This is a genomic window from Pseudomonas sp. 31 R 17 (assembly GCF_900004915.1).
Taxonomy (GTDB): Bacteria; Pseudomonadota; Gammaproteobacteria; order Pseudomonadales; family Pseudomonadaceae; genus Aquipseudomonas; species Aquipseudomonas orientalis_A.
Genome location: NZ_CVTN01000082.1, coordinates 1 through 19,676, shown reverse-complemented (window position 1 = coordinate 19,676; position 19,676 = coordinate 1). Strand labels below are relative to the sequence as shown.

19 protein-coding genes are annotated in these 19,676 nt (G+C 61.4%); 14 read left to right on the top strand and 5 right to left on the bottom strand.

Annotation, left to right across the window (positions count from 1 at the left end; translation table 11 throughout):
• Positions 1–60 precede the first annotated feature (60 nt).
• Complete coding sequence (gene uraH, locus BFP89_RS23955) at positions 61–414, bottom strand: hydroxyisourate hydrolase (RefSeq protein WP_065887949.1); 354 nt, start codon at positions 412–414, stop codon at positions 61–63.
• A gap of 429 nt (positions 415–843) precedes the next feature.
• Here uraH and puuE point away from each other — a divergent pair, with 429 nt between their 5' ends.
• From puuE to BFP89_RS23920, 7 genes are all read left to right on the top strand, one after another.
• On the top strand, positions 844–1,770 hold the full coding sequence (gene puuE, locus BFP89_RS23950; protein WP_065887948.1) for an allantoinase PuuE: 927 nt from the start codon (positions 844–846) through the stop codon (positions 1,768–1,770).
• Positions 1,767–2,282, top strand: a complete 516-nt coding sequence (uraD, locus tag BFP89_RS23945; protein WP_065887947.1) for a 2-oxo-4-hydroxy-4-carboxy-5-ureidoimidazoline decarboxylase — start codon at positions 1,767–1,769, stop codon at positions 2,280–2,282. Before puuE ends, uraD begins: the two co-directional genes overlap by 4 nt.
• Before the next feature lie 41 nt (positions 2,283–2,323).
• On the top strand, positions 2,324–3,319 hold the full coding sequence (gene alc, locus BFP89_RS23940; RefSeq protein WP_065887946.1) for an allantoicase: 996 nt from the start codon (positions 2,324–2,326) through the stop codon (positions 3,317–3,319).
• 125 nt (positions 3,320–3,444) lie between these two features.
• Positions 3,445–3,948 carry an ureidoglycolate lyase gene (locus BFP89_RS23935; RefSeq protein WP_005789953.1) on the top strand — a complete coding sequence of 168 codons (504 nt, stop codon included), beginning with the start codon at positions 3,445–3,447 and terminating at the stop codon, positions 3,946–3,948.
• Between the two features lie 51 nt (positions 3,949–3,999).
• The gene (locus tag BFP89_RS23930) at positions 4,000–5,283 is read left to right on the top strand and encodes a urate hydroxylase PuuD (RefSeq protein WP_065887945.1); all 1,284 of its coding nucleotides are present in this window, start codon (positions 4,000–4,002) and stop codon (positions 5,281–5,283) included.
• A gap of 176 nt (positions 5,284–5,459) precedes the next feature.
• Positions 5,460–6,806, top strand: coding sequence for a nucleobase:cation symporter-2 family protein (locus BFP89_RS23925; protein WP_065887944.1), 1,347 nt, complete (start codon positions 5,460–5,462; stop codon positions 6,804–6,806).
• Positions 6,807–7,033: 227 nt separating this feature from the next.
• A complete protein-coding gene (locus BFP89_RS23920; protein WP_065887943.1) occupies positions 7,034–7,819 on the top strand; it encodes an outer membrane protein OmpK in 786 nt (261 codons plus the stop codon).
• Between the two features lie 138 nt (positions 7,820–7,957).
• On the opposite strand, the gene BFP89_RS23915 is transcribed toward BFP89_RS23920, so the two are convergent.
• Positions 7,958–9,088: a patatin-like phospholipase family protein gene (locus tag BFP89_RS23915; RefSeq protein ID WP_065887942.1), complete on the bottom strand. Its 1,131-nt coding sequence runs from the start codon at positions 9,086–9,088 to the stop codon at positions 7,958–7,960.
• 160 nt (positions 9,089–9,248) lie between these two features.
• Entirely contained in the window at positions 9,249–10,184 is a 936-nt protein-coding gene (locus tag BFP89_RS23910; protein ID WP_065887941.1) for a lipid A biosynthesis lauroyl acyltransferase, read from the bottom strand.
• A gap of 119 nt (positions 10,185–10,303) precedes the next feature.
• On the opposite strand from BFP89_RS23910, the gene minC reads away from it, so the two are divergent.
• The 7 genes from minC (at position 10,304) to BFP89_RS23880 (ending at position 17,533) form a co-directional block, all read left to right on the top strand.
• Positions 10,304–11,041: a septum site-determining protein MinC gene (gene minC, locus BFP89_RS23905; protein WP_065887940.1), complete on the top strand. Its 738-nt coding sequence runs from the start codon at positions 10,304–10,306 to the stop codon at positions 11,039–11,041.
• A 200-nt stretch (positions 11,042–11,241) separates the two neighbouring features.
• A complete protein-coding gene (gene minD / locus BFP89_RS23900) occupies positions 11,242–12,054 on the top strand; it encodes a septum site-determining protein MinD (RefSeq protein ID WP_065887939.1) in 813 nt (270 codons plus the stop codon).
• Positions 12,055–12,057: 3 nt separating this feature from the next.
• Entirely contained in the window at positions 12,058–12,312 is a 255-nt protein-coding gene (gene minE, locus BFP89_RS23895; protein ID WP_003175252.1) for a cell division topological specificity factor MinE, read from the top strand.
• Positions 12,313–12,513: 201 nt separating this feature from the next.
• Positions 12,514–13,149, top strand: a complete 636-nt coding sequence (locus tag BFP89_RS23890) for an RluA family pseudouridine synthase (RefSeq protein WP_065887938.1) — start codon at positions 12,514–12,516, stop codon at positions 13,147–13,149.
• A 171-nt stretch (positions 13,150–13,320) separates the two neighbouring features.
• Positions 13,321–14,610 (top strand): M18 family aminopeptidase, encoded by a 1,290-nt coding sequence (locus BFP89_RS23885; RefSeq protein WP_065887937.1) that lies wholly within the window; start codon positions 13,321–13,323, stop codon positions 14,608–14,610.
• A gap of 517 nt (positions 14,611–15,127) precedes the next feature.
• On the top strand, positions 15,128–15,295 hold the full coding sequence (locus tag BFP89_RS29045) for a hypothetical protein (protein ID WP_165386132.1): 168 nt from the start codon (positions 15,128–15,130) through the stop codon (positions 15,293–15,295).
• A 66-nt stretch (positions 15,296–15,361) separates the two neighbouring features.
• Positions 15,362–17,533 carry a mechanosensitive ion channel family protein gene (locus tag BFP89_RS23880; protein WP_065887936.1) on the top strand — a complete coding sequence of 724 codons (2,172 nt, stop codon included), beginning with the start codon at positions 15,362–15,364 and terminating at the stop codon, positions 17,531–17,533.
• Positions 17,534–17,638: 105 nt separating this feature from the next.
• Here the strand turns inward: BFP89_RS23880 and BFP89_RS23875 are convergent, their stop codons facing one another.
• Complete coding sequence (locus BFP89_RS23875) at positions 17,639–17,860, bottom strand: MbtH family protein (protein WP_057721389.1); 222 nt, start codon at positions 17,858–17,860, stop codon at positions 17,639–17,641.
• Between the two features lie 82 nt (positions 17,861–17,942).
• The gene (locus BFP89_RS23870; RefSeq protein WP_065887935.1) at positions 17,943–19,343 is read right to left on the bottom strand and encodes an aspartate aminotransferase family protein; all 1,401 of its coding nucleotides are present in this window, start codon (positions 19,341–19,343) and stop codon (positions 17,943–17,945) included.
• Positions 19,344–19,676 lie beyond the last annotated feature (333 nt).

Sequence of the window (19,676 nt, the reverse complement as noted above, 5' to 3'; positions counted from 1 at the left end):
GCAGTGTGCGCGGGCGAAAAACCAACGAAGAGCATTGGGGGTGTGAGGCGAGGTGCCGACTCAGCTACCGCGATAAGTGGAGTAGCTGTAAGGGGAAATCAACAGGGGTACATGGTAATGCTCTTGCTCGGCGCTGATGCCGAAGCGTAATACCACCACATCGAGAAAGGCCGGTTCGGGCAACGGCACACCCCGGGCGCGGTAGTAATCACCGGCATTGAATTGCAGCTGGTAGACACCGCTGCGGTAGTCGTCGCCTTGCAGCAGGGGCGCGTCGCAGCGGCCGTCGCTATTAGTCACGGCGCTACCCACCAGTTCAAGCTGCGCGCCTTCGACGCGATACAGCTCGATCTTGATCGCGCTGCCGGGGCAGCCGTGTGCGGCGTCCAAAACGTGTGTGGTCAAACGTCCCATGGCGTCATGCGCCTCCCGAAGTCAGTAAAAGAGAATCCGCACTCTTTCAGGGCAGCGAAAAAGCCGGCGATGACCGATTAAGACACTTTCCACAGAAATTGTACACAATAAAATCGACAGCACTCCCCTCCACTGTAGGAGCGAGCTTGCTCGCGAAAAACGGCAACGATAACGCGGGCTTTCAGGATAAAAAGTGGCGCCCTTTGGTTTTTCGCGAGCAAGCTCGCTCCTACAGTGGGCTTTTTCATTTTAACCTGACCACTTAGGCAAGTTTCTTGCAGACAGACTGTTCAGAAAAAATGCACAAATGCAGGCTTACAAAGTTTGCGATAAGTTGTATACAATCACTCATCGCTGTGACGCCACCCAGTCTTTCCACTGCCCGGCCGCCACACACACCTGCTACCACGAACAAGAAGGAAGACTGCAGTGAGCGCTGACTACCCACGCGACCTGATCGGTTACGGCAGTAACCCTCCTCACCCTCATTGGCCGGGCAAGGCACGCATTGCGCTGTCGTTCGTACTCAATTACGAAGAAGGCGGCGAACGCAATATCCTGCATGGCGACAAAGAGTCCGAAGCGTTTCTCTCGGAAATGGTCTCGGCCCAGCCGCTGCAAGGCGCGCGCAACATGAGCATGGAGTCGCTGTACGAATACGGCAGCCGTGCCGGGGTGTGGCGCATCCTCAAGCTGTTCAAGGAATTCGACATTCCGCTGACCATCTTCGCCGTGGCCATGGCCGCCCAGCGCCACCCGGATGTGATCCGCGCCATGGTTGCCGCCGGCCACGAGATCTGCAGCCACGGCTACCGCTGGATCGACTACCAGTACATGGACGAGGCCCAGGAGCGCGAGCACATGCTCGAAGCGATCCGCATCCTCACCGAACTGACCGGCGAGCGCCCGCTGGGCTGGTACACCGGGCGCACCGGCCCCAATACCCGGCGCCTGGTGATGGAGGAAGGCGGCTTCCTGTACGACTGTGACACCTACGACGACGACCTGCCCTACTGGGAACCCAACTCCCCTAACGGCAAGCCGCACCTGGTGATCCCTTATACCCTGGACACCAACGATATGCGCTTCACCCAGGTGCAGGGTTTCAACAAGGGCGATGACTTTTTCGAGTACCTCAAGGACGCCTTCGACGTGCTGTATGCCGAGGGCGCCGAGGCGCCGAAGATGTTGTCCATCGGCCTGCACTGCCGCTTGATCGGTCGCCCGGCGCGCCTGGCTTCGCTCAAACGCTTTATCGAATACGCCAAAAGCCATGAACAGGTGTGGTTCACCCGCCGCGTCGACATCGCCCGGCACTGGCACGCAACCCACCCGTTCACGGGAGCCGCCAAATGACCACGTTTCAGACACTGACGCCCTCGACCCTGAGCCGTGACGCCTTCGTCCAGGCCTTCGCCGATATCTACGAACACTCGCCATGGGTCGCCGAAAAGGCCTACGACCTGGGCCAGGATGCGTCGATCGACCAGATCGAAACCCTGCACCAGCGCATGAGCGATATCCTGTTGAGCGCTGATCATCAAAGCCAGTTGGCCCTGATCAACGCTCACCCGGACCTGGCAGGCCGCGCCGCCGTCCAGGGCCAACTGACCCAAGCCAGCACCGATGAACAAGCCGGCGCGGGGATTCACCAATGCACGGCCGAAGAGTTCTCGCGCTTCACCGAGCTGAATGAGGCCTACAAGGCCAAGTTCAAGTTTCCCTTCATCATGGCGGTAAAAGGCAGCAACCGGCACCAGATCCTCGCCGCGTTCGAAACGCGCATCCACAACTCCGCCGACGCAGAGTTCAAGTGCGCGCTGGACGAGATCAACAAGATCGCGCTGTTCCGCTTACTGACCCTCTAAACGACCATCCCCAGCCACTCTATCCAAGGCAGACAAGAAGAATGAAAGCGCAACCCGTACCTTTCGAGAAGTTCGTCAACCTCGCCGACGCCCGCCTGGGCACCAAAATCATCTCCGTGACCGATGACTGGTTCGCCGACGCCAACCGCCTGTTCCAGCCGACCCCGGCTGTGTGGAAGGAGGGCGTTTTCGATGATAACGGCAAGTGGATGGACGGCTGGGAGTCGCGCCGCAAGCGCTTCGAAGGCTACGACAGCGCGGTGATCCGCCTCGGCGTACCGGGTTCGATCAAAGGCGTGGATATCGACACTTCATTCTTCACCGGCAACTATCCACCATCGGCGTCCCTGGAAGCCTGCTTCCTGGTCTCGGGCGAGCCCGACGAGAACACCCAGTGGGTGGAAGTGCTGTCGGCCGTCGAGCTGCAAGGCAACAGCCATCACTACCACGAGATCAACCACGCGCAGGCGTTCAGCCACCTGCGCTTCAACATCTACCCGGATGGCGGCGTGGCCCGTCTGCGCGTGTACGGCGTGCCGTTCCGCGACTGGTCCGCCGTGGGCGACAACGAACAGGTCGACCTGGCTGCTGCCTTGAACGGTGGCCGCGCGCTGGCCTGCTCCGATGAACACTTCGGGCGCATGAGCAACATCCTCAACCCGGGCCGTGGCATCAACATGGGCGACGGCTGGGAAACCGCGCGTCGGCGTACGCCAGGTAACGACTGGGTGATCGTCGCGCTGGGGCACCCCGGCGAAATCGAAAAAATCATCGTCGACACCCTGCACTTCAAGGGCAACTACCCGGACACTTGCTCGATCCAGGGCGCGTTCGTCAAAGGCGGCACCGACAGCCAGATCGAGACCCAATCGCTGTTCTGGCGCGAACTGCTGCCGGCGCAGAAGCTGGAAATGCACGCCGAACACACCTTCGCCGAGCAGCTCAAGGCGCTGGGGCCGATTACCCACATCCGCCTGAATGTATTCCCGGATGGTGGGGTGAGTCGCCTGCGAGTCTTGGGCAAGGTAGCCAAATAAGCGGTGGCCCCATCGCAGGCAAGCCAGCTCCCACACTTGAATGTATTCACACATCAACTGTGGGAGGGGGCTTGCCCCCGATAGCAATAGACCCAACAACACAGAATCCGGATAAGAAGACAGCCATGCGCACACTGATGATCGAACCCCTGACCAAAGAAGCCTTCGCCCCTTTCGGAGACGTTATCGAAACCGATGGCAGCGATCACTTCATGATCAACAACGGGTCGACCATGCGCTTTCACAAACTGGCGACGGTCGAAACGGCACAGCCCGAGGACCACGCCATCATCAGCATTTTCCGCGCCGACGCGCAGGACATGCCGCTGACCGTGTGCATGCTGGAACGACACCCGCTGGGCAGCCAGGCCTTCATTCCTCTGCTCGGCAACCCCTTTCTGATCGTGGTCGCGCCCCTTGGCGATGCACCTGTATCAGGCTTGGTCCGCGCCTTCGTCACCAACGGCAGGCAGGGCATCAATTACCATCGCGGCGTCTGGCACCACCCGGTGCTGACGATCGAAAAGCGGGATGACTTCCTGGTGGTTGATCGCAGTGGCACAGGCAATAACTGCGATGAGCATTTTTTCAAAGAGGATGAGCGTTTGATCCTTGCCCCCCACCAATAAGAGAAGGCCGGATCACCCGACAACAAGGGTGACAGGCGAGAGGTAAAGACTGTGGAAGCACATCTGTTGGAATGGCTGAACCTGAGCGTACGCTGGGTTCACATGATCACCGGCGTCGCCTGGATCGGCGCTTCGTTCTATTTCGTCTGGCTGGAAAACAACCTCAACCGCGTCAACCCCAGGAGCGGCCTGGCCGGTGACTTGTGGGCGATCCACGGTGGCGGTATCTACCACCTGGAAAAGTACAAACTGGCCCCGCCGACCATGCCGGACAACCTGCACTGGTTCAAATGGGAAGCCTATTTCACCTGGATGTCGGGCGTCGCGCTGCTGTGCGTGGTGTTCTACTGGAACCCGACCCTGTACCTGCTGGCCCCCGGCAGCACACTCAGCGGCACCGAAGGCGTCTTGCTGGGCATCGGCTCACTGTTCGCCGGCTGGTTCATCTACTCCTTTCTCTGCGACTCGGCCCTGGGCAAGCGCCCTGCCCTGCTCGGCCTGATCCTGTTCGTGCTGCTGATCGCGGCGGCCTACGGCTTCAGCAAGGTGTTCAGCGGCCGTGGCGCGTACCTGCATGTGGGTGCGGTGATCGGCACGATCATGGTCGGCAACGTGTTCCGTATCATCATGCCCGCCCAGCGCGCGCTGGTGGCGGCCATTGCCGAGAACCGCACGCCGGACCCGGCACTGCCGGCCAAAGGCTTGCTGCGTTCGCGCCACAACAACTACTTCACCCTGCCGGTGCTGTTCATCATGATCAGCAACCACTTCCCGAGCACCTACGGCAGCCAGTACAACTGGCTGATCCTCGCCGGGATTGCGGTGGCGGCGGTGCTGGTGCGGCACTACTTCAACACCCGGCACAACAGCCAGAAGTATGCCTGGACCTTGCCGGTGGGCGCGCTGGCGATGATCAGCCTGGCCTACGTGACCGGGCCCAAGCCGGCTGAACCGATCGCCAAGGCACCGGCGGCCATCGAGTACCAACCCCTGCCGGAAACCGCCTTGGGCGGTGGCTTGAAACCGGCCGCGCCCGCCGCACCGGCCGCTGAACCGGCACCGGCCCAGGCCGGCACCGACTTCGGCCAGGTGCACTACGTGATCGAACAACGTTGCACCGTGTGCCATTCGGCCAAGCCCACCAGTCCATTGTTCAGCACGGCACCGGCGGGCGTGATGTTCGACACACCGGAGCAGATCCAGCAGCAGGCTGCACGCATTCAAGCGCAAGCCGTGGCGAGCCAGATCATGCCGTTGGGCAACATCACCCAGATGACCCAGCAGGAGCGGGATCTGATCGGCACCTGGATCAACCAGGGGGCCCGCACCAACTGACTGATTCACAGAGTTCCAATGTGGGAGGGGGCTTGCCCCCGATTGCAGTGTGCCAGCCAGCACACCTGTAACTGATCAACCGCCATCGGGGGCAAGCCCCCTCCCACATTTGGTCCTGCTGTGTTTTGAAGATTGCGCTCCACACAACACAACAATAAAAAGATCCGAGGTGTTGCATGTCCCAGTTAGAAACGCAGAATCCTGCCGCGCCCGCCATGGTGCGGCTGCCCCTCTTGCAACTGATTCTGGTAGGCCTGCAACACGTCTTGCTGATGTACGGCGGCGCCGTCGCCGTGCCTTTGATCATTGGCCAGGCCGCAGGCTTGAGCCGTGAGGAAATCGCTTTCCTGATCAATGCCGACCTGTTGGTCGCCGGTATTGCCACCCTGGTGCAATCGTTCGGCATCGGCCCGGTGGGTATTCGCATGCCGGTGATGATGGGCGCCAGTTTCGCCGCCGTCGGCAGCATGGTCGCCATGGCCGGCATGCCCGGTATCGGTTTGCAGGGCATCTTCGGCGCGACCATCGCCGCCGGTTTTTTCGGCATGCTGATCGCGCCGTTCATGTCCAAGGTCGTGCGCTTTTTCCCGCCGCTGGTGACCGGTACGGTGATTACCGCCATCGGTTTGTCGCTGTTCCCGGTGGCCGTGAACTGGGCCGGTGGCGGCAGCGCGGCCGCTACATTCGGCTCGCCGGTGTACCTGGCGGTCGCCGCGCTGGTGCTGGCCACTATCCTGCTGATCAACCGGTTCATGCGCGGCTTCTGGGTGAACATCTCGGTGCTGATCGGCATGGGCCTGGGTTATGCATTGTGCGGCGTTATCGGCATGGTCGACCTCAGCGGCCTGGCCCGGGCGCCGTGGGTGCAGGTGGTGACACCGCTGCACTTCGGCATGCCCCGGTTCGAGCTGGCACCCATCCTGTCGATGTGCCTGGTGGTGGTGATCATCTTTGTCGAATCCACCGGCATGTTCCTCGCCCTGGGCAAGATTACCGGCCAGGAGGTGACGCCGAAAATGCTGCGTCGCGGCCTGCTGTGTGATGCCGGTGCGTCGTTCTTCGCCGGGTTCTTCAACACGTTCACCCACTCCTCGTTCGCGCAGAATATCGGCCTGGTGCAGATGACCGGCGTGCGCTGCCGCTCGGTCACCATTATGGCCGGGGTATTTTTGATCGTGCTGAGCCTGTTGCCCAAGGCCGCCTACCTGGTGGCCTCGATTCCGCCGGCAGTGCTGGGCGGCGCGGCCATTGCCATGTTCGGCATGGTGGCGGCGACCGGTATCAAGATCCTGCAGGAAGCCGACATCGCCGACCGGCGCAACCAGTTGCTGGTGGCGGTAAGCATCGGCATGGGCCTGATCCCGGTGGTGCGCCCGGACTTCTTCGCGCAATTGCCGGTGTGGATGAGCCCAATCACCCACAGTGGCATCGCCATGGCCACCCTCAGCGCGTTGTCGCTGAATATCCTGTTCAACATTCTCGGCGGTGCCGAGCGCCCTGCCGTTGAGCACGTCCACACCTGACGCACGCCCCATTGTCGCCCTGAGCGCGCTGTAACGGCGCACTTGAGCCCCGACGTGGGAGCCAGTATTCTCCGCGCCCGCTTGAATCGACGGTTTTTTACCGCCTTGGCGCGGCTTTTGCTGTAGCCATAAAGCTGACCAACCAGACGAGTTTTTCAGCCAATCCAAAGGCGCCGTGTCAGAGCGCCAGATGAGAAAAACATAAAACTTTAACTCGGGAGCACCGAATGAAACCTATGTTCAAAGGCCTGATGCTGGCGGGATCCCTGCTGGCCGGTGGCCAAGCCGTGGCCGGTGATGTGTTGCAGTGGCAAAACAACAGCCTGACCTATCTGTGGGGCAAGAGCTTTACCGTCAACCCGCAGATCCAGCAAACCGTCACCTTCGAACATGCCGACGCGTGGAAGTACGGCGACAACTTCTTCTTCCTCGATCGCATCTTCTACAACGGCAAGGAAGACGGCAACGTCGGTCCGAATACCTACTACGGCGAGTTCAGCCCGCGTTTGTCGTTCGGCAAAATCCTCGACAAGGACCTGTCATTCGGCCCGATCAAAGATGTCTTGCTGGCCTTCACTTACGAGTTCGGCGAAGGCGATAACGAGTCGTACCTGCTGGGCCCGGCGTTTGACTTGAATATTCCGGGTTTCGACTACTTCCAGTTGAACTTCTACCAGCGCCAGACCGAAGGCAACCGCCCGGGTGACGGCGTGTGGCAGATCACTCCGGTGTGGTCGTACACCATTCCCGTGGGCAGCTCCGATGTGTTGATCGACGGTTTCATGGACTGGGTCGTGGACAACGACAAGAACGCCCGTGGCACTTATCACGCCAACCTGCACTTCAACCCGCAGGTCAAATACGACCTCGGTAAAGCGCTGCATTGGGGCGACAAACAGTTGTACGTAGGTTTTGAATACGACTATTGGAAGAACAAGTACGGGATCGAGGACTCGGGTGCGTTCAAGACGACCCAGGACACCGCAAGCTTCCTGGTCAAGTACCACTTCTGATCAAACACCGCAGTTCAAATGTGGGAGGGGCGGTGCGACGATTCGACTTGCCCCCGATGGCGGCGATTCAGTCACAGATACTGTGAATGACACACCGCTATCGGGGGCAAGCCCCCTCCCACATTCAACTCTCCACATTCAGCTCTGCGTCAGCCCGAGGAATCGGATGATTTCCTCACGCTTGGCCAGCGCATCCTTGCGCCCCAATTCGATCAGTTCGCTGCAATACCCCGCCTCGAACAGCAAGTAACTCAACACCCCCGCCCCACTGGTTTTGGTCGCCCCCGGCCCACGCAGGAACATGCGCAACGCCGCCGGCAATTCCTGGCGATGGCGTGCCGCGATTTCGTCGATCGGCTGGCTGGGCGCAATCACCAGCACTTCAACGGCCGCCAGACCGGGCGAGACATCGCTGAATTGATTCAAGCGCTCCAGCAATTCGATATCGCTTTCCAGGCTGTCAATGAACGTGCTGTTGAGCATGTGGCCGCCGATCTGCGCCAGGGTCGGCTCCTGGCCGGTATAGGTGCGCGGCATCGAGGGTTCGTTGCCGCGCGGGTTACCGCTGACGCCGACCACCAGCACGCGGCTGGCGCCCAGGTGCAGGGCCGGGCTGATCGGGGCCGACTGGCGCACGGCGCCGTCACCGAAGTATTCCTGGTCGAGTTTGACCGGGGCGAACAGCAAGGGAATCGCCGAGCTGGCCAGCAAGTGCTCAACCGTGAGTTGCGTCGGCACGCCGATGCGCCGATGGCGCAGCCAGGCCTCGATGGTGCCGCCGCCTTGATAGAAGGTCACCGCCTGCCCGGATTCATAGCCGAACGCGGTGACCGCTACAGCGTGCAGATGCTGGCCCCGAATGGCTTCATCAATGCCCGCCAGATGCAGTTTGTCCTGCAGCAAGTCGCGCAGCGGTGAACTGTCGAGCAACGCCACCGGAAACCGCCTGCCCAGGCCCAACAGGCTATGAAACAGAAAACGACTGGCCTGGCGGATCACGCCCGGCCAGTCGCTGCGCAGCACCAGATGGCTGCGAAAGCCCTGCCAGAACGCGGTAAGGCGTTCGATAGCGGCGGTGAAGTCCGTCGCGCCACTGGCCAGGGTGACCGCATTGATCGCCCCGGCCGACGTGCCGACGATCACCGGAAAGGGATTGGGCGCCCCCGGCGGCAACAATTCGGCAATCGCCGCCAACACCCCTACCTGATACGCCGCACGCGCCCCGCCGCCGGAAAGAATCAAGCCTGTGACCGGTTCAGCTGGGCGCATTGCGTCACTCCATGTGGCATAAAATTGGGCTTAACAACGTCACATCATTGTAGGAGCGAGCTTGCTCGCGAAGATCGCCAATGATTACGCGTACATCCCAGGTGAACGCGGTGCTATTGGGTTTTTCGCGAGCAAGCTCGCTCCTACAGTGACAGCAGGCTTACCGACGGCGTTTTTCGTACAGCTTGGGTTCGCCCGGTGGCCGGCTCTTGAAGCGCCGGTGAGTCCACAGGTATTGCTCGGGGCAGTCGCGCACCGAGGCCTCGACCCATTGGTTGATGCGCAGGCAGTCGATTTCGTCGGTTTCCCCCGGGAAATCGGTCAACGGTGGATGGATCACCAGGCGGTAACCACTGCCATCGGCCAGGCGTTCCTGGGTGAACGGCACCACCAGGGCCTTGCCCAGGCGCGCGAACTTGCTGGTGGCCGTCACCGTGGCGGCCTGGATACCGAACAGCGGCACGAAGATGCTTTGCTTGGCGCCGTAGTCCTGGTCCGGTGCGTACCAGATCGCACGGCCGGCACGCAGCAGCTTGAGCATGCCGCGCACATCGTCGCGCTCCACCGCAAGCGAGTCGAGGTTGTGGCGCTCGCGGCCACGGCGCTGGATAAAGTCGAACAGCGGGTTGCCGTGCTCGCGGTACATGCCATCGATGGTGTGCTTCTGCCCGAGCAGGGCAGCGCCGATTTCAAGGGTGGTGAAATGCAGGGCCATCAGAATCACGCCCTTGCCTTCCAGATGCGCTTGCCTCAGATGCTCCAGGCCCTCGACATGGGCCAGGCGCGCCAGACGCGGCTTGGGCCACCACCAGCTCATCGCCATCTCGAAAAACGCGATACCGGTGGAGGCAAAATTTTCCTTGAGCAGGCGTTTGCGCGCTTTGGCGGATTTTTCCGGGAAACACAATTCCAGATTGCGCGCAGCGATGCGGCGACGTTCACCGGCCACGCGATACATGCCGGCGCCCAGCAGGCGACCAATGGTCAACAGCACGCGGTACGGCAGTTGGGTGACCAGCCACAACAGGCCCAGCCCCAGCCATAATGGCCAAAAACGCGGGTGAAGAAATACAGCTCGAAAACGCGGGCGATCCATTACAGATTCCGGTAAAGACAAGGGCCGCGCATTCTACAACGGTTCGACTCGGCTTGCGGCGGGTGAGTGTTCTCGTTATAAGTCTCGACACTTTTCGTGACAAGCCGCTTTCGCCGACCATGAGCCAAACCGAACCGCTAGACCAAGATCCCGTGTTCCAGCTGAAAGGCAGCATGCTCGCCATTACCGTGCTGGAACTGGCCCGCAACGACCTTGATGCCCTTGACCGCCAACTGGCCGCCAAGGTCGCCCTGGCGCCGAATTTTTTCAACAATGCCCCGCTGGTGCTGGCCCTGGACAAACTGCCAGCAGGCCAGGGCGTCATCGACCTGCCCGGCCTGATGCGCGTGTGCCGCTCCCATGGCCTGCGTACCCTGGCCATTCGCGCCAGCCGCATCGAGGACATTGCCGCGGCCATCGCTATTGAACTGCCAGTATTGCCGCCGTCCGGTGCGCGCGAGCGTCCGCTCGAACCATTGGTCGGTGAAGAGAAGAAAAAACCGGAAAAACCACCTGAACCCTTGATCAGGCCTACAAAGATCATCACCTCGCCCGTACGCGGCGGACAGCAGATTTACGCCCAGGGCGGCGACCTTGTGGTGGTCTCCTCGGTCAGCCCCGGCGCGGAACTTCTTGCCGACGGCAACATCCATGTATACGGCCCAATGCGTGGCCGCGCCCTGGCCGGCATCAAGGGTGATACCAAAGCGCGTATTTTCTGCCAGCAGTTGACCGCTGAGCTGGTTTCCATCGCGGGTCAGTACAAGGTTTCCGAAGATCTGCGCCGTGATCCGCTATGGGGCGCTTCGGTACAGGTCAACCTGTCGGGCGATGTGTTGAACATCATCCGTCTTTAACGGATACTGCCGCATTTTCCAAGCATCTCTAGACTCTGATAGCAAAGCGAAACCGGCAATACTTGCGTAGGACTATTTGGAAGTTGGCGTTTCCCCTGGGCAAACCCTGGCTTTTCCCTACAAAGGCTGTCCGCCTGCAGCGAGTTTCAAGAGATGTTTTTCAGGGACCGAAAGTCCTTTTTCCTTAGGGGTGAAACACCTTGGCCAAGATTCTCGTGGTTACATCCGGCAAGGGTGGTGTGGGTAAGACCACCACCAGCGCCGCTATCGGTACCGGCCTCGCTTTGCGCGGCCACAAGACAGTCATCGTCGACTTCGACGTCGGTTTGCGTAACCTCGACCTGATCATGGGCTGCGAACGCCGCGTGGTGTACGACTTCGTCAACGTGGTGAACGGCGAAGCCAACCTGCAACAGGCCCTGATCAAGGACAAGCGCCTTGAGAACCTGTACGTGCTGGCCGCCAGCCAGACCCGTGACAAGGATGCGCTGACCAAGGAAGGCGTAGGCAAAGTCCTCGCCGAGCTGAAAGAAACCTTCGAATACGTGGTATGCGATTCCCCGGCCGGCATCGAAACCGGTGCTCACCTGGCGATGTACTTCGCCGATGAAGCCATCGTGGTGACCAACCCGGAAGTGTCCTCGGTACGTGACTCCGACCGCATGCTCGGCCTTCTGGCCAGCAAGTCCAAGCGCGCCGAAGAAGGCCAGGACCCGATCAAGGAACACCTGCTGCTGACCCGCTACAACCCTGAGCGTGTCAGCAATGGCGAAATGCTCGGCGTTGAAGACGTCAAGGACATCCTCGCTGTGACCCTGCTGGGCGTGATCCCGGAATCCCAGGCCGTCCTGAAGGCTTCCAACCAGGGCGTGCCGGTGATTCTTGACGACCAGAGCGACGCCGGCCAGGCGTACAGCGATGCCGTCGATCGTCTGCTGGGCAAGACCGTGGAACACCGCTTCCTCGATGTCAAGAAGAAGGGATTCTTCGAGCGTATCTTTGGAGGCAACTGAACAATGAAATTTCTCGACTTCTTTCGCGCCAACAAAAAACCAAGTACCGCATCGGTCGCGAAAGAGCGTCTACAGATCATCGTGGCGCACGAACGCGGCCAACGCAGTACCCCGGACTACCTGCCAGCCTTGCAGAAGGAACTGGTCGAGGTCATCCGCAAGTACGTCAATATCGGCAACGATGACGTGCATGTCGCCCTGGAAAATGACGGCAGCTGCTCGATTCTGGAACTCAATATCACCCTGCCTGATCGTTGATCGAACAGGCGGCCGCCACGGCGGCTCTGCGACCTGACCCTGCACTGCTGTAGGAGCGAGCTTGCTCGCGAAAAACTCGACGACACCGCGTTCATTCAGGCGAAACGCGGTGGCCTCAGGTTCTTCGCGAGCAAGCTTGCTCCTACAGGGTGAGGGGGCAGTCAGTGGAGCCGCCGTTGGCGTTTGTTACGAGGCTGTTTAATGCCGCTGTCCAACATCCATATCCTGCATCAGGACGACGCTGTCCTGGTGGTGAACAAGCCGACCCTGCTGCTCTCGGTGCCGGGCCGCGCCGACGACAACAAGGACTGCCTGATCACCCGCCTGCAGGAAAACGGCTACCCCGAAGCTCGCATCGTTCATCGGCTCGACTGGGAAACGTCCGGCATTATCCTGCTGGCCCGGGACGCCGATAGCCACCGCGAACTGTCCCGCCAGTTTCACGACCGCGAAACAGAAAAGGCCTACACCGCCTTGGCATGGGGCCAGCCGGAACTGGACAGCGGCAGCATCGACTTGCCCTTGCGCTATGACCCACCGACCAAGCCACGCCATGTGGTGGATCACGAATTCGGCAAACATGCGCTGACCTTCTGGAAAGTGCTGGAGCGTTGTGGCGACTGGTGCCGTGTCGAACTGACGCCGATCACCGGGCGCTCGCACCAGTTGCGCGTGCATATGCTGTCCATCGGGCATCCGCTGTTGGGTGACGGCCTGTATGCCCACGAACAGGCCCTGGCTGCCTGGCCGCGCCTGTGTCTGCACGCGAGCATGCTTGGCTTCACTCATCCGCAAAGCGGCGAACGCCTGCGCTTCGAGTGCCCAGCACCCTTTTAAGTTGTGAATGCAGTCAAATGTGGGAGGGGGCTTGCCCCCGATAGCAGTGTATCAGTCAACAGATTCAGTGACTGACACTCCGCCATCGGGGGCAAGCCCCCTCCCACATTTGTTCTGTGCACTTCTGGCCCTCGAACGGTAAACTCCGCGCATTGCTGTCTGGAGCTATTTATGCGCGAAGCGTTGAATCAAGGCCTGATCGACTTCCTGAAGGCCTCCCCTACTCCTTTTCATGCCACTGCCGCCCTCGCCCAGCGCCTGGAAGCGGCCGGCTACCAGCGTCTCGACGAGCGCGACACCTGGACTACCGAAGCCAACGGTCGCTACTACGTAACCCGTAACGACTCCTCGATCATCGCCTTCAAACTGGGTCGCCACTCGCCGCTGCAAGACGGTATCCGCATGGTAGGCGCCCACACCGACAGCCCGTGCCTGCGGGTCAAGCCACAGCCCGAGCTGCAGCGCCAGGGTTTCTGGCAGTTGGGCGTGGAAGTCTACGGCGGCGCCTTGCTGGCCCCGTGGTTCGACCGCGACCTGTCCCTGGCCGGCCGCGTGACGTTCCGGCGCGACGGCAAGGTCGAAAGCCAACTGATCGACTTCAAGCTGCCGATCGCGATCATTCCCAACCTGGCCATTCACCTGAACCGTGAGGCCAACCAGGGATGGGCGATCAATGCCCAGACCGAACTGCCGCCGATCCTCGCGCAATTTGCCGGTGACGAGCGCGTGGACTTTCGTGCCGTGCTTACCGAGCAACTGGCACGCGAGCATGGGCTCAATGCCGACGTGGTGCTCGACTACGAGCTGAGCTTCTACGACACCCAAAGCGCGGCCGTGATTGGCCTGAACGGCGACTTCATCGCCGGTGCGCGCCTGGACAACCTGCTGTCGTGCTATGCCGGGCTGCAGGCACTGCTCACCAGCGACACCGAAGAAACCTGCGTGCTGGTGTGCAACGATCACGAAGAAGTCGGCTCCTGCTCGGCCTGCGGCGCCGATGGCCCGATGCTGGAACAGACCCTGCGCCGCCTGCTGCCGGAAGGTGAAGAATTCGTACGCACCATTCAGAAATCCCTGTTGGTGTCTGCGGACAATGCCCACGGTGTGCACCCGAACTACGCCGAGAAACACGACGCCAACCACGGCCCCAAGCTCAACGCCGGCCCGGTGATCAAGGTCAACAGCAACCAGCGCTACGCCACCAACAGCGAAACCGCCGGGTTCTTCCGCCACCTGTGCATGGCCCAGGAAGTACCGGTGCAGAGCTTTGTAGTACGCAGCGATATGGGCTGCGGCTCGACGATAGGTCCCATCACCGCCAGCCACCTGGGTGTGCGCACCGTCGACATCGGCCTGCCGACGTTTGCCATGCACTCCATTCGCGAGCTGTGCGGCAGTCATGACCTGGCACATCTGGTGAAGGTATTGGGTGCGTTCTACGCGAGCCGCGACCTGCCCTGATCTGCCAGGCTGACTCGATCAAAAATGTGGGAGAGGCGGTGCGACGATTCGACTTGCCCCCGATAGCGGAGTGCCAGTCACTGCATCTGGTGACTGATCCACTGCCATCGGGGGCAAGCCCCCTCCCACATTTGGATCGCGGACCGGCAAATGATACCGGTCGGCTCTAAGGCCGCCGCGCTTTTGATCTTGATCTTAGGCGCCCCGTTAAACCACGCTGGCCGAGCCTAAGCGAGGTGCCGAGTGGTGGGGCAAGAGCGTTTTGCTTACTTTTGCGCTTTTCAAAAGTGAGCCGCTGTAAAAGCGGAACCTATAGCAGCCGTTACCGCAGAAACGGATATGTACTCAGTCTGATCCAACATCCCGGCCAGCCCCAAGACCGCTATCGGGGGCAAGCCCCCTCCCACATTGAGTGATGTGTATAGACGGACTAATCTGCATCACCTGCACTTTCCGCAATCGGGCCTAGACTTGTCAGAACTTCCACTCCGACAAGGCCGTCACCCCCATGATCTCCATGTCCTCTTTCCACGCCATGCTGATCCCCATCCTGATCGGCATGATCATGCTCGCCGTCGGCTTCAATTTTCGTGACAACCCCCTTGGCGTGTTCGGCATGTGGGTCGGCATGCTGCTGATCCTGGGCACCGTGGTGTACAAGATCCTCGCCAAATTGGCGCAATGACACTCGCATCTGGCATAGCGGCCTCGTACACTCGGTCCATTCATCGCTTTCAAGGTTGACCGCCTCGTGCTTTCCCGTCTGTTTGCCCTGCCCCGCTACCTACTGATTACCCTGCTCATAATGCTGCCGCTGACGTCCGCCCAGGCGGTGGGCTTGCCCGGGATGCTGGGCGGCTCCGCCAAGGCCCAACCCCAGGCCGATGTGCCCCTGGGGCAGTCGCTGGACGAGGTGATCAAGACCCTGGAGAACGACCAGCAGCGCACCCAGTTGCTGAGCGACTTGAAGAAGCTGCGCGCCGCCACGCAGAAAGCCCAGCCGGCGGCCGAGCTGGGTGTGCTCGGCCTGATCGGCAGCACGCTGTCGGGCTTTGAACAGCAGTTCTCCGGCGCCGACAGCCCGATGGGGCGCTGGGCCAGTGAAGTCGACCTGGCCCGGGATGAACTCAGCGCGCTGATGCTGCCCGCCAACGAATGGCTGCCGATCATCTTTGGCTTTGCGCTGATCCTGGCGGTGTGGAGCCTGTTGGCCGCCGCGCTGATCTGGCTCAGCCACCGCGTGCGCGAGCGCTTCGGCCTGCCCGAAGAACTGCCGCAACACCCGCGTACCTGGGACATGCTGCGCTTTGCCTTGCGCAAGCTGGGCCCGTGGTTGATCGCCCTGGTGATTACGGTTTACCTGAGCTACGCCCTGCCCTCGTCCCTGGGCAAGTCGCTGGCGATGGTGCTGGCGTACGCGCTGGTGGTCGGCACCTGTTTCTCGGCGATCTGCGTGATTGGCTTCTCGGTGCTCGACGGCCCGCACCGCCACCGCGCCCTGTATATCCTGCGCCACCAGGCCTTCCGCCCGCTGTGGTGGATCGGCAGTTTTGCCGCCTTTGGCGAAGCCTTGAGCGACCCGCGACTGGTCGCGGCGCTCGGCCAGCACCTGGCGCATACGGCCGCGACGGTTGCCAATGTAATGGCTGCGCTGTCCACCGGCGTCTTCATCCTGCGGTTCCGTCGGCCGATCGCCCACCTGATCCGCAACCAGCCGCTGTCGCGCCGTCTGACGCGTCGCGCCCTCACCGACACCCTCTCGATCATCGGCACCTTCTGGTACCTGCCGGCGCTGTTGCTGGTGGGCATTTCGCTGTTCGCCACCTTCCTTTCCGCCGGCGACAGCAGCACCGCCCTGCGCCAGTCGCTGCTGTGCACAGTGCTGCTGGTGTTGTGCATGGTGATCAACGGGCTGGTGCGACGCCACGCCCTCAAACCGCAACGCGGGCACAAGCGCCATGCGCTGTACTCCGACCGCCTGAAAAACTTCGTCTACACCCTGGTGCACCTGGCGGTGTGGCTGGTGTTTATCGAGTTGGGGCTGCGGGTGTGGGGCCTGTCGATGATTCGCTTTACCGAAGGCGACGGCCATGAAGTCAGCGTCAAGCTGTTCGGTCTGGGCGGGACCCTGCTGTTCGCCTGGCTGATCTGGATCCTCAGCGACACCGCGATCCACCACGCCCTGACCCGCTCACGCAAAGGCCTGGCCAACGCGCGGGCGCAGACCATGATGCCGTTGATCCGCAACGTGCTGTTCGTGACCATCTTTATCATTGCCGCCATTGTCGCCCTGGCGAACATGGGCATGAACGTCACGCCGCTGCTGGCCGGTGCGGGTGTCATCGGTATCGCCATCGGTTTTGGTGCACAGTCGCTGGTGGCGGACTTGATCACCGGCCTGTTCATCATTATCGAAGACTCCCTGGCCATCGATGACTACGTGGACGTCGGCGGCCACCTGGGCACTGTCGAAGGCCTGACCATTCGTACCGTGCGCCTGCGCGATATCGACGGCATCGTGCACACGATTCCGTTCAGCGAAATCAAGAGCATCAAGAACTATTCCCGCGAGTTCGGCTACGCGATCTTCCGCGTGGCGATTCCCTACAACATGGAGATCGACGACGCGATCAAACTCATGCGCGACGTCGGCCAGGCCATGCGTAACGACCCGCTGCAGCGCCGCAATATCTGGTCGCCGCTGGAGATCCAGGGTGTGGAGAGTTTTGAATCGGGCAGCGCCATCCTGCGCGCGCGGTTCAAGACCGCGCCGATCAAGCAATGGGAAGTGTCGCGGGCGTTCAACCTGTCGCTCAAGCGGCACCTGGATGAAGCCGGGCTTGACCTGGCGACACCGCGTTTGAGCGTGCAGGTGGTGACGGGGGGACAGGAGAAAGAAAGGCCGGAAGTCAACGCGAATTAATTGTGGGAGGGGGCTTGCCCCCGATGGCGGTGTGTCAGTTGATGTCTGTAACTGATCCACTGCCATCGGGGGCAAGCCCCCTCCCACATTCTTGATCGGCAGTGTTCAGGCGAGTGCAGCGCCATCCATCTTCTGACGCAGGCTCAGCGGACGCATATCCGTCCAGTTCTCTTCGATATAGGCCAGGCATTCTTTCTTCATGCCGCTCTTGCCGACGGTGCGCCAGCCCTCCGGCACGGCCTTGTAGTCGGGCCAGATCGAATATTGCTCTTCGTGGTTGACCACTACCTGAAACAGGATGTCGTCGCGGTCAAATACTGAGGTCATTGCGGTTCTCCGTCGCTCAAAGGCCGGCTGCGCACCATGCGCAGCACTGATATCTGTAGAAACGTATCAAGGCCCGGGAAAATTAGACGCTGGCGACCGCCGCCGCCAGGGCGCGCCCGAAGATCTCGGCGACGCGGTCGATCTCGGCGGCGGTGATCACCAGCGGCGGCAGGAAGCGCACCACGCTGCCATGCCGCCCGCCCAGCTCGAGGATCAGGCCGCGCTTGAGGCATTCACGTTGCAGCAAAGGCGCGAGTTGGCGGTGCACCGGTGGATGGCCCTGGATGTCGCATGTGCCATTGGGGTCCACCAGTTCCACGCCAAGCATCAGCCCACGCCCGCGAATATCGCCCAGGTGCGCAAAGTCGCGCTGCAGGATGCGCAGGTGTTCGCCGAGGCGCTCGCCCATCGCCGCCGCATGCGCGGCCAGGTCGTGCTCCTTGAGATAGCGCATCACCGCAGAACCCGCCGCCATCGCCATCTGGTTGCCACGGAAGGTCCCGGCATGCGCGCCCGGCAGCCAAGTGTCGAGCCAGTCGCGGTAGACCACCACCGCCAATGGCAAGCTGCCGCCAATGGCTTTGGACATCACCACCACGTCCGGGATGATCCCCGCGTGCTCGAAGGCAAACATCTTGCCGGTGCGGCCAAAGCCACTCTGGATCTCATCGACAATCAGCGCCACCCCTGCCTGCTCGGTAATGCGCCGCAAGCCGCGCAGCCAGTCGAGATCCGCCGGCACCACGCCGCCCTCGCCCTGCACCACTTCGACAATCACCGCCGCCGGCGGCAGCACACCGGCTTCGGGATCGTTGAGCAGGTTTTCCAGGTAATGCAGGTTGACCCGCACCCCTTCCGCGCCCCCCAGGCCGAACGGGCAGCGGTAGTCGTAAGGGTAGGGCAGAAATTGCACACCATTGCCGAGCAACGCGCCCAGGGGTTTCTTCGGCCCGAGGCTGCCCATCAGGCTCAACGCGCCCTGGCTCATGCCGTGATAACCGCCCTGGAACGACAACACCGTACTGCGCCCGGTGGCGGTGCGTACCAGTTTCAAGGCCGCTTCCACCGCATCGGTGCCGGTCGGGCCGCAAAACTGGATCTTCGCCTGCCGAGCCAGTTCCGGCGGCAACAGGCCGAACAGGTCCTGCACGAACTGGTCCTTGACCGGTGTGGTCAGGTCCAGGGTGTGCAATGGCAACTCGTCGCTCAATACCTGTTGAATGGCCTGGATCACCACCGGGTGGTTATGCCCAAGCGCCAACGTGCCGGCGCCGGCCAGGCAATCAATGAAACTGCGGCCCTCCACGTCTTCCACGTAGATACCCTTGGCACGCTTGAGCGCCAGCGGAATGCGCCGTGGGTAGCTGCGGGCGTTGGACTCCTGCTGGCGCTGACGGGCCAGCAGCGGGGTTTCGTCGAACTGATAGAGCGTCTCGCTGGCGTGCGCAGGCGCGGCTTCAATGGGGCTGGTGGCGACTGACATCTCTCGATCCCTCAGGTGGTGATCCGTGGGAGTGGGGAATACGCACGGACTTCATGTTCTGAAGACGCATCAGCGAGAAGAGGATTTAGGGGCCGGTGGTGGCTAACTGATGAATGAAGATCCAACTGTGGGAGGGGGCTTGCCCCCGATGGCGGTGTGTCAGCTGAACACTGGCTGGCTGACACACCGCTATCGGAGCATAGATATCTACACAACTACCCTGACACCGGGGGCTCTGTAGCGCCCAACCGTAACCACGATGCGAAGCGAGCCGCTCTTGATCTTGATCTGCTTTTGATCCTAGGCGCCCCGTTAAACCACGCTGGCCGAACG

Excerpts from the sequence above, each read along its gene's own strand:
- BFP89_RS23920 (WP_065887943.1), top strand. The coding sequence starts at position 7,034 with ATGAAACCTATGTTCAAAGGCCTGATGCTGGCGGGATCCCTGCTGGCC.
- alc (WP_065887946.1), top strand. The coding sequence starts at position 2,324 with ATGAAAGCGCAACCCGTACCTTTCGAGAAGTTCGTCAACCTCGCCGAC.
- BFP89_RS29045 (WP_165386132.1), top strand. The coding sequence starts at position 15,128 with ATGTCCTCTTTCCACGCCATGCTGATCCCCATCCTGATCGGCATGATC.
- BFP89_RS23875 (WP_057721389.1), bottom strand. The coding sequence starts at position 17,860 with ATGACCTCAGTATTTGACCGCGACGACATCCTGTTTCAGGTAGTGGTC.
- minC (WP_065887940.1), top strand. The coding sequence starts at position 10,304 with ATGAGCCAAACCGAACCGCTAGACCAAGATCCCGTGTTCCAGCTGAAA.
- uraH (WP_065887949.1), bottom strand. The coding sequence starts at position 414 with ATGGGACGTTTGACCACACACGTTTTGGACGCCGCACACGGCTGCCCC.
- minE (WP_003175252.1), top strand. The coding sequence starts at position 12,058 with ATGAAATTTCTCGACTTCTTTCGCGCCAACAAAAAACCAAGTACCGCA.
- BFP89_RS23915 (WP_065887942.1), bottom strand. The coding sequence starts at position 9,088 with ATGCGCCCAGCTGAACCGGTCACAGGCTTGATTCTTTCCGGCGGCGGG.
- BFP89_RS23890 (WP_065887938.1), top strand. The coding sequence starts at position 12,514 with ATGCCGCTGTCCAACATCCATATCCTGCATCAGGACGACGCTGTCCTG.
- BFP89_RS23910 (WP_065887941.1), bottom strand. The coding sequence starts at position 10,184 with ATGGATCGCCCGCGTTTTCGAGCTGTATTTCTTCACCCGCGTTTTTGG.
- BFP89_RS23870 (WP_065887935.1), bottom strand. The coding sequence starts at position 19,343 with ATGTCAGTCGCCACCAGCCCCATTGAAGCCGCGCCTGCGCACGCCAGC.
- BFP89_RS23935 (WP_005789953.1), top strand. The coding sequence starts at position 3,445 with ATGCGCACACTGATGATCGAACCCCTGACCAAAGAAGCCTTCGCCCCT.
- uraD (WP_065887947.1), top strand. The coding sequence starts at position 1,767 with ATGACCACGTTTCAGACACTGACGCCCTCGACCCTGAGCCGTGACGCC.
- BFP89_RS23885 (WP_065887937.1), top strand. The coding sequence starts at position 13,321 with ATGCGCGAAGCGTTGAATCAAGGCCTGATCGACTTCCTGAAGGCCTCC.
- BFP89_RS23925 (WP_065887944.1), top strand. The coding sequence starts at position 5,460 with ATGTCCCAGTTAGAAACGCAGAATCCTGCCGCGCCCGCCATGGTGCGG.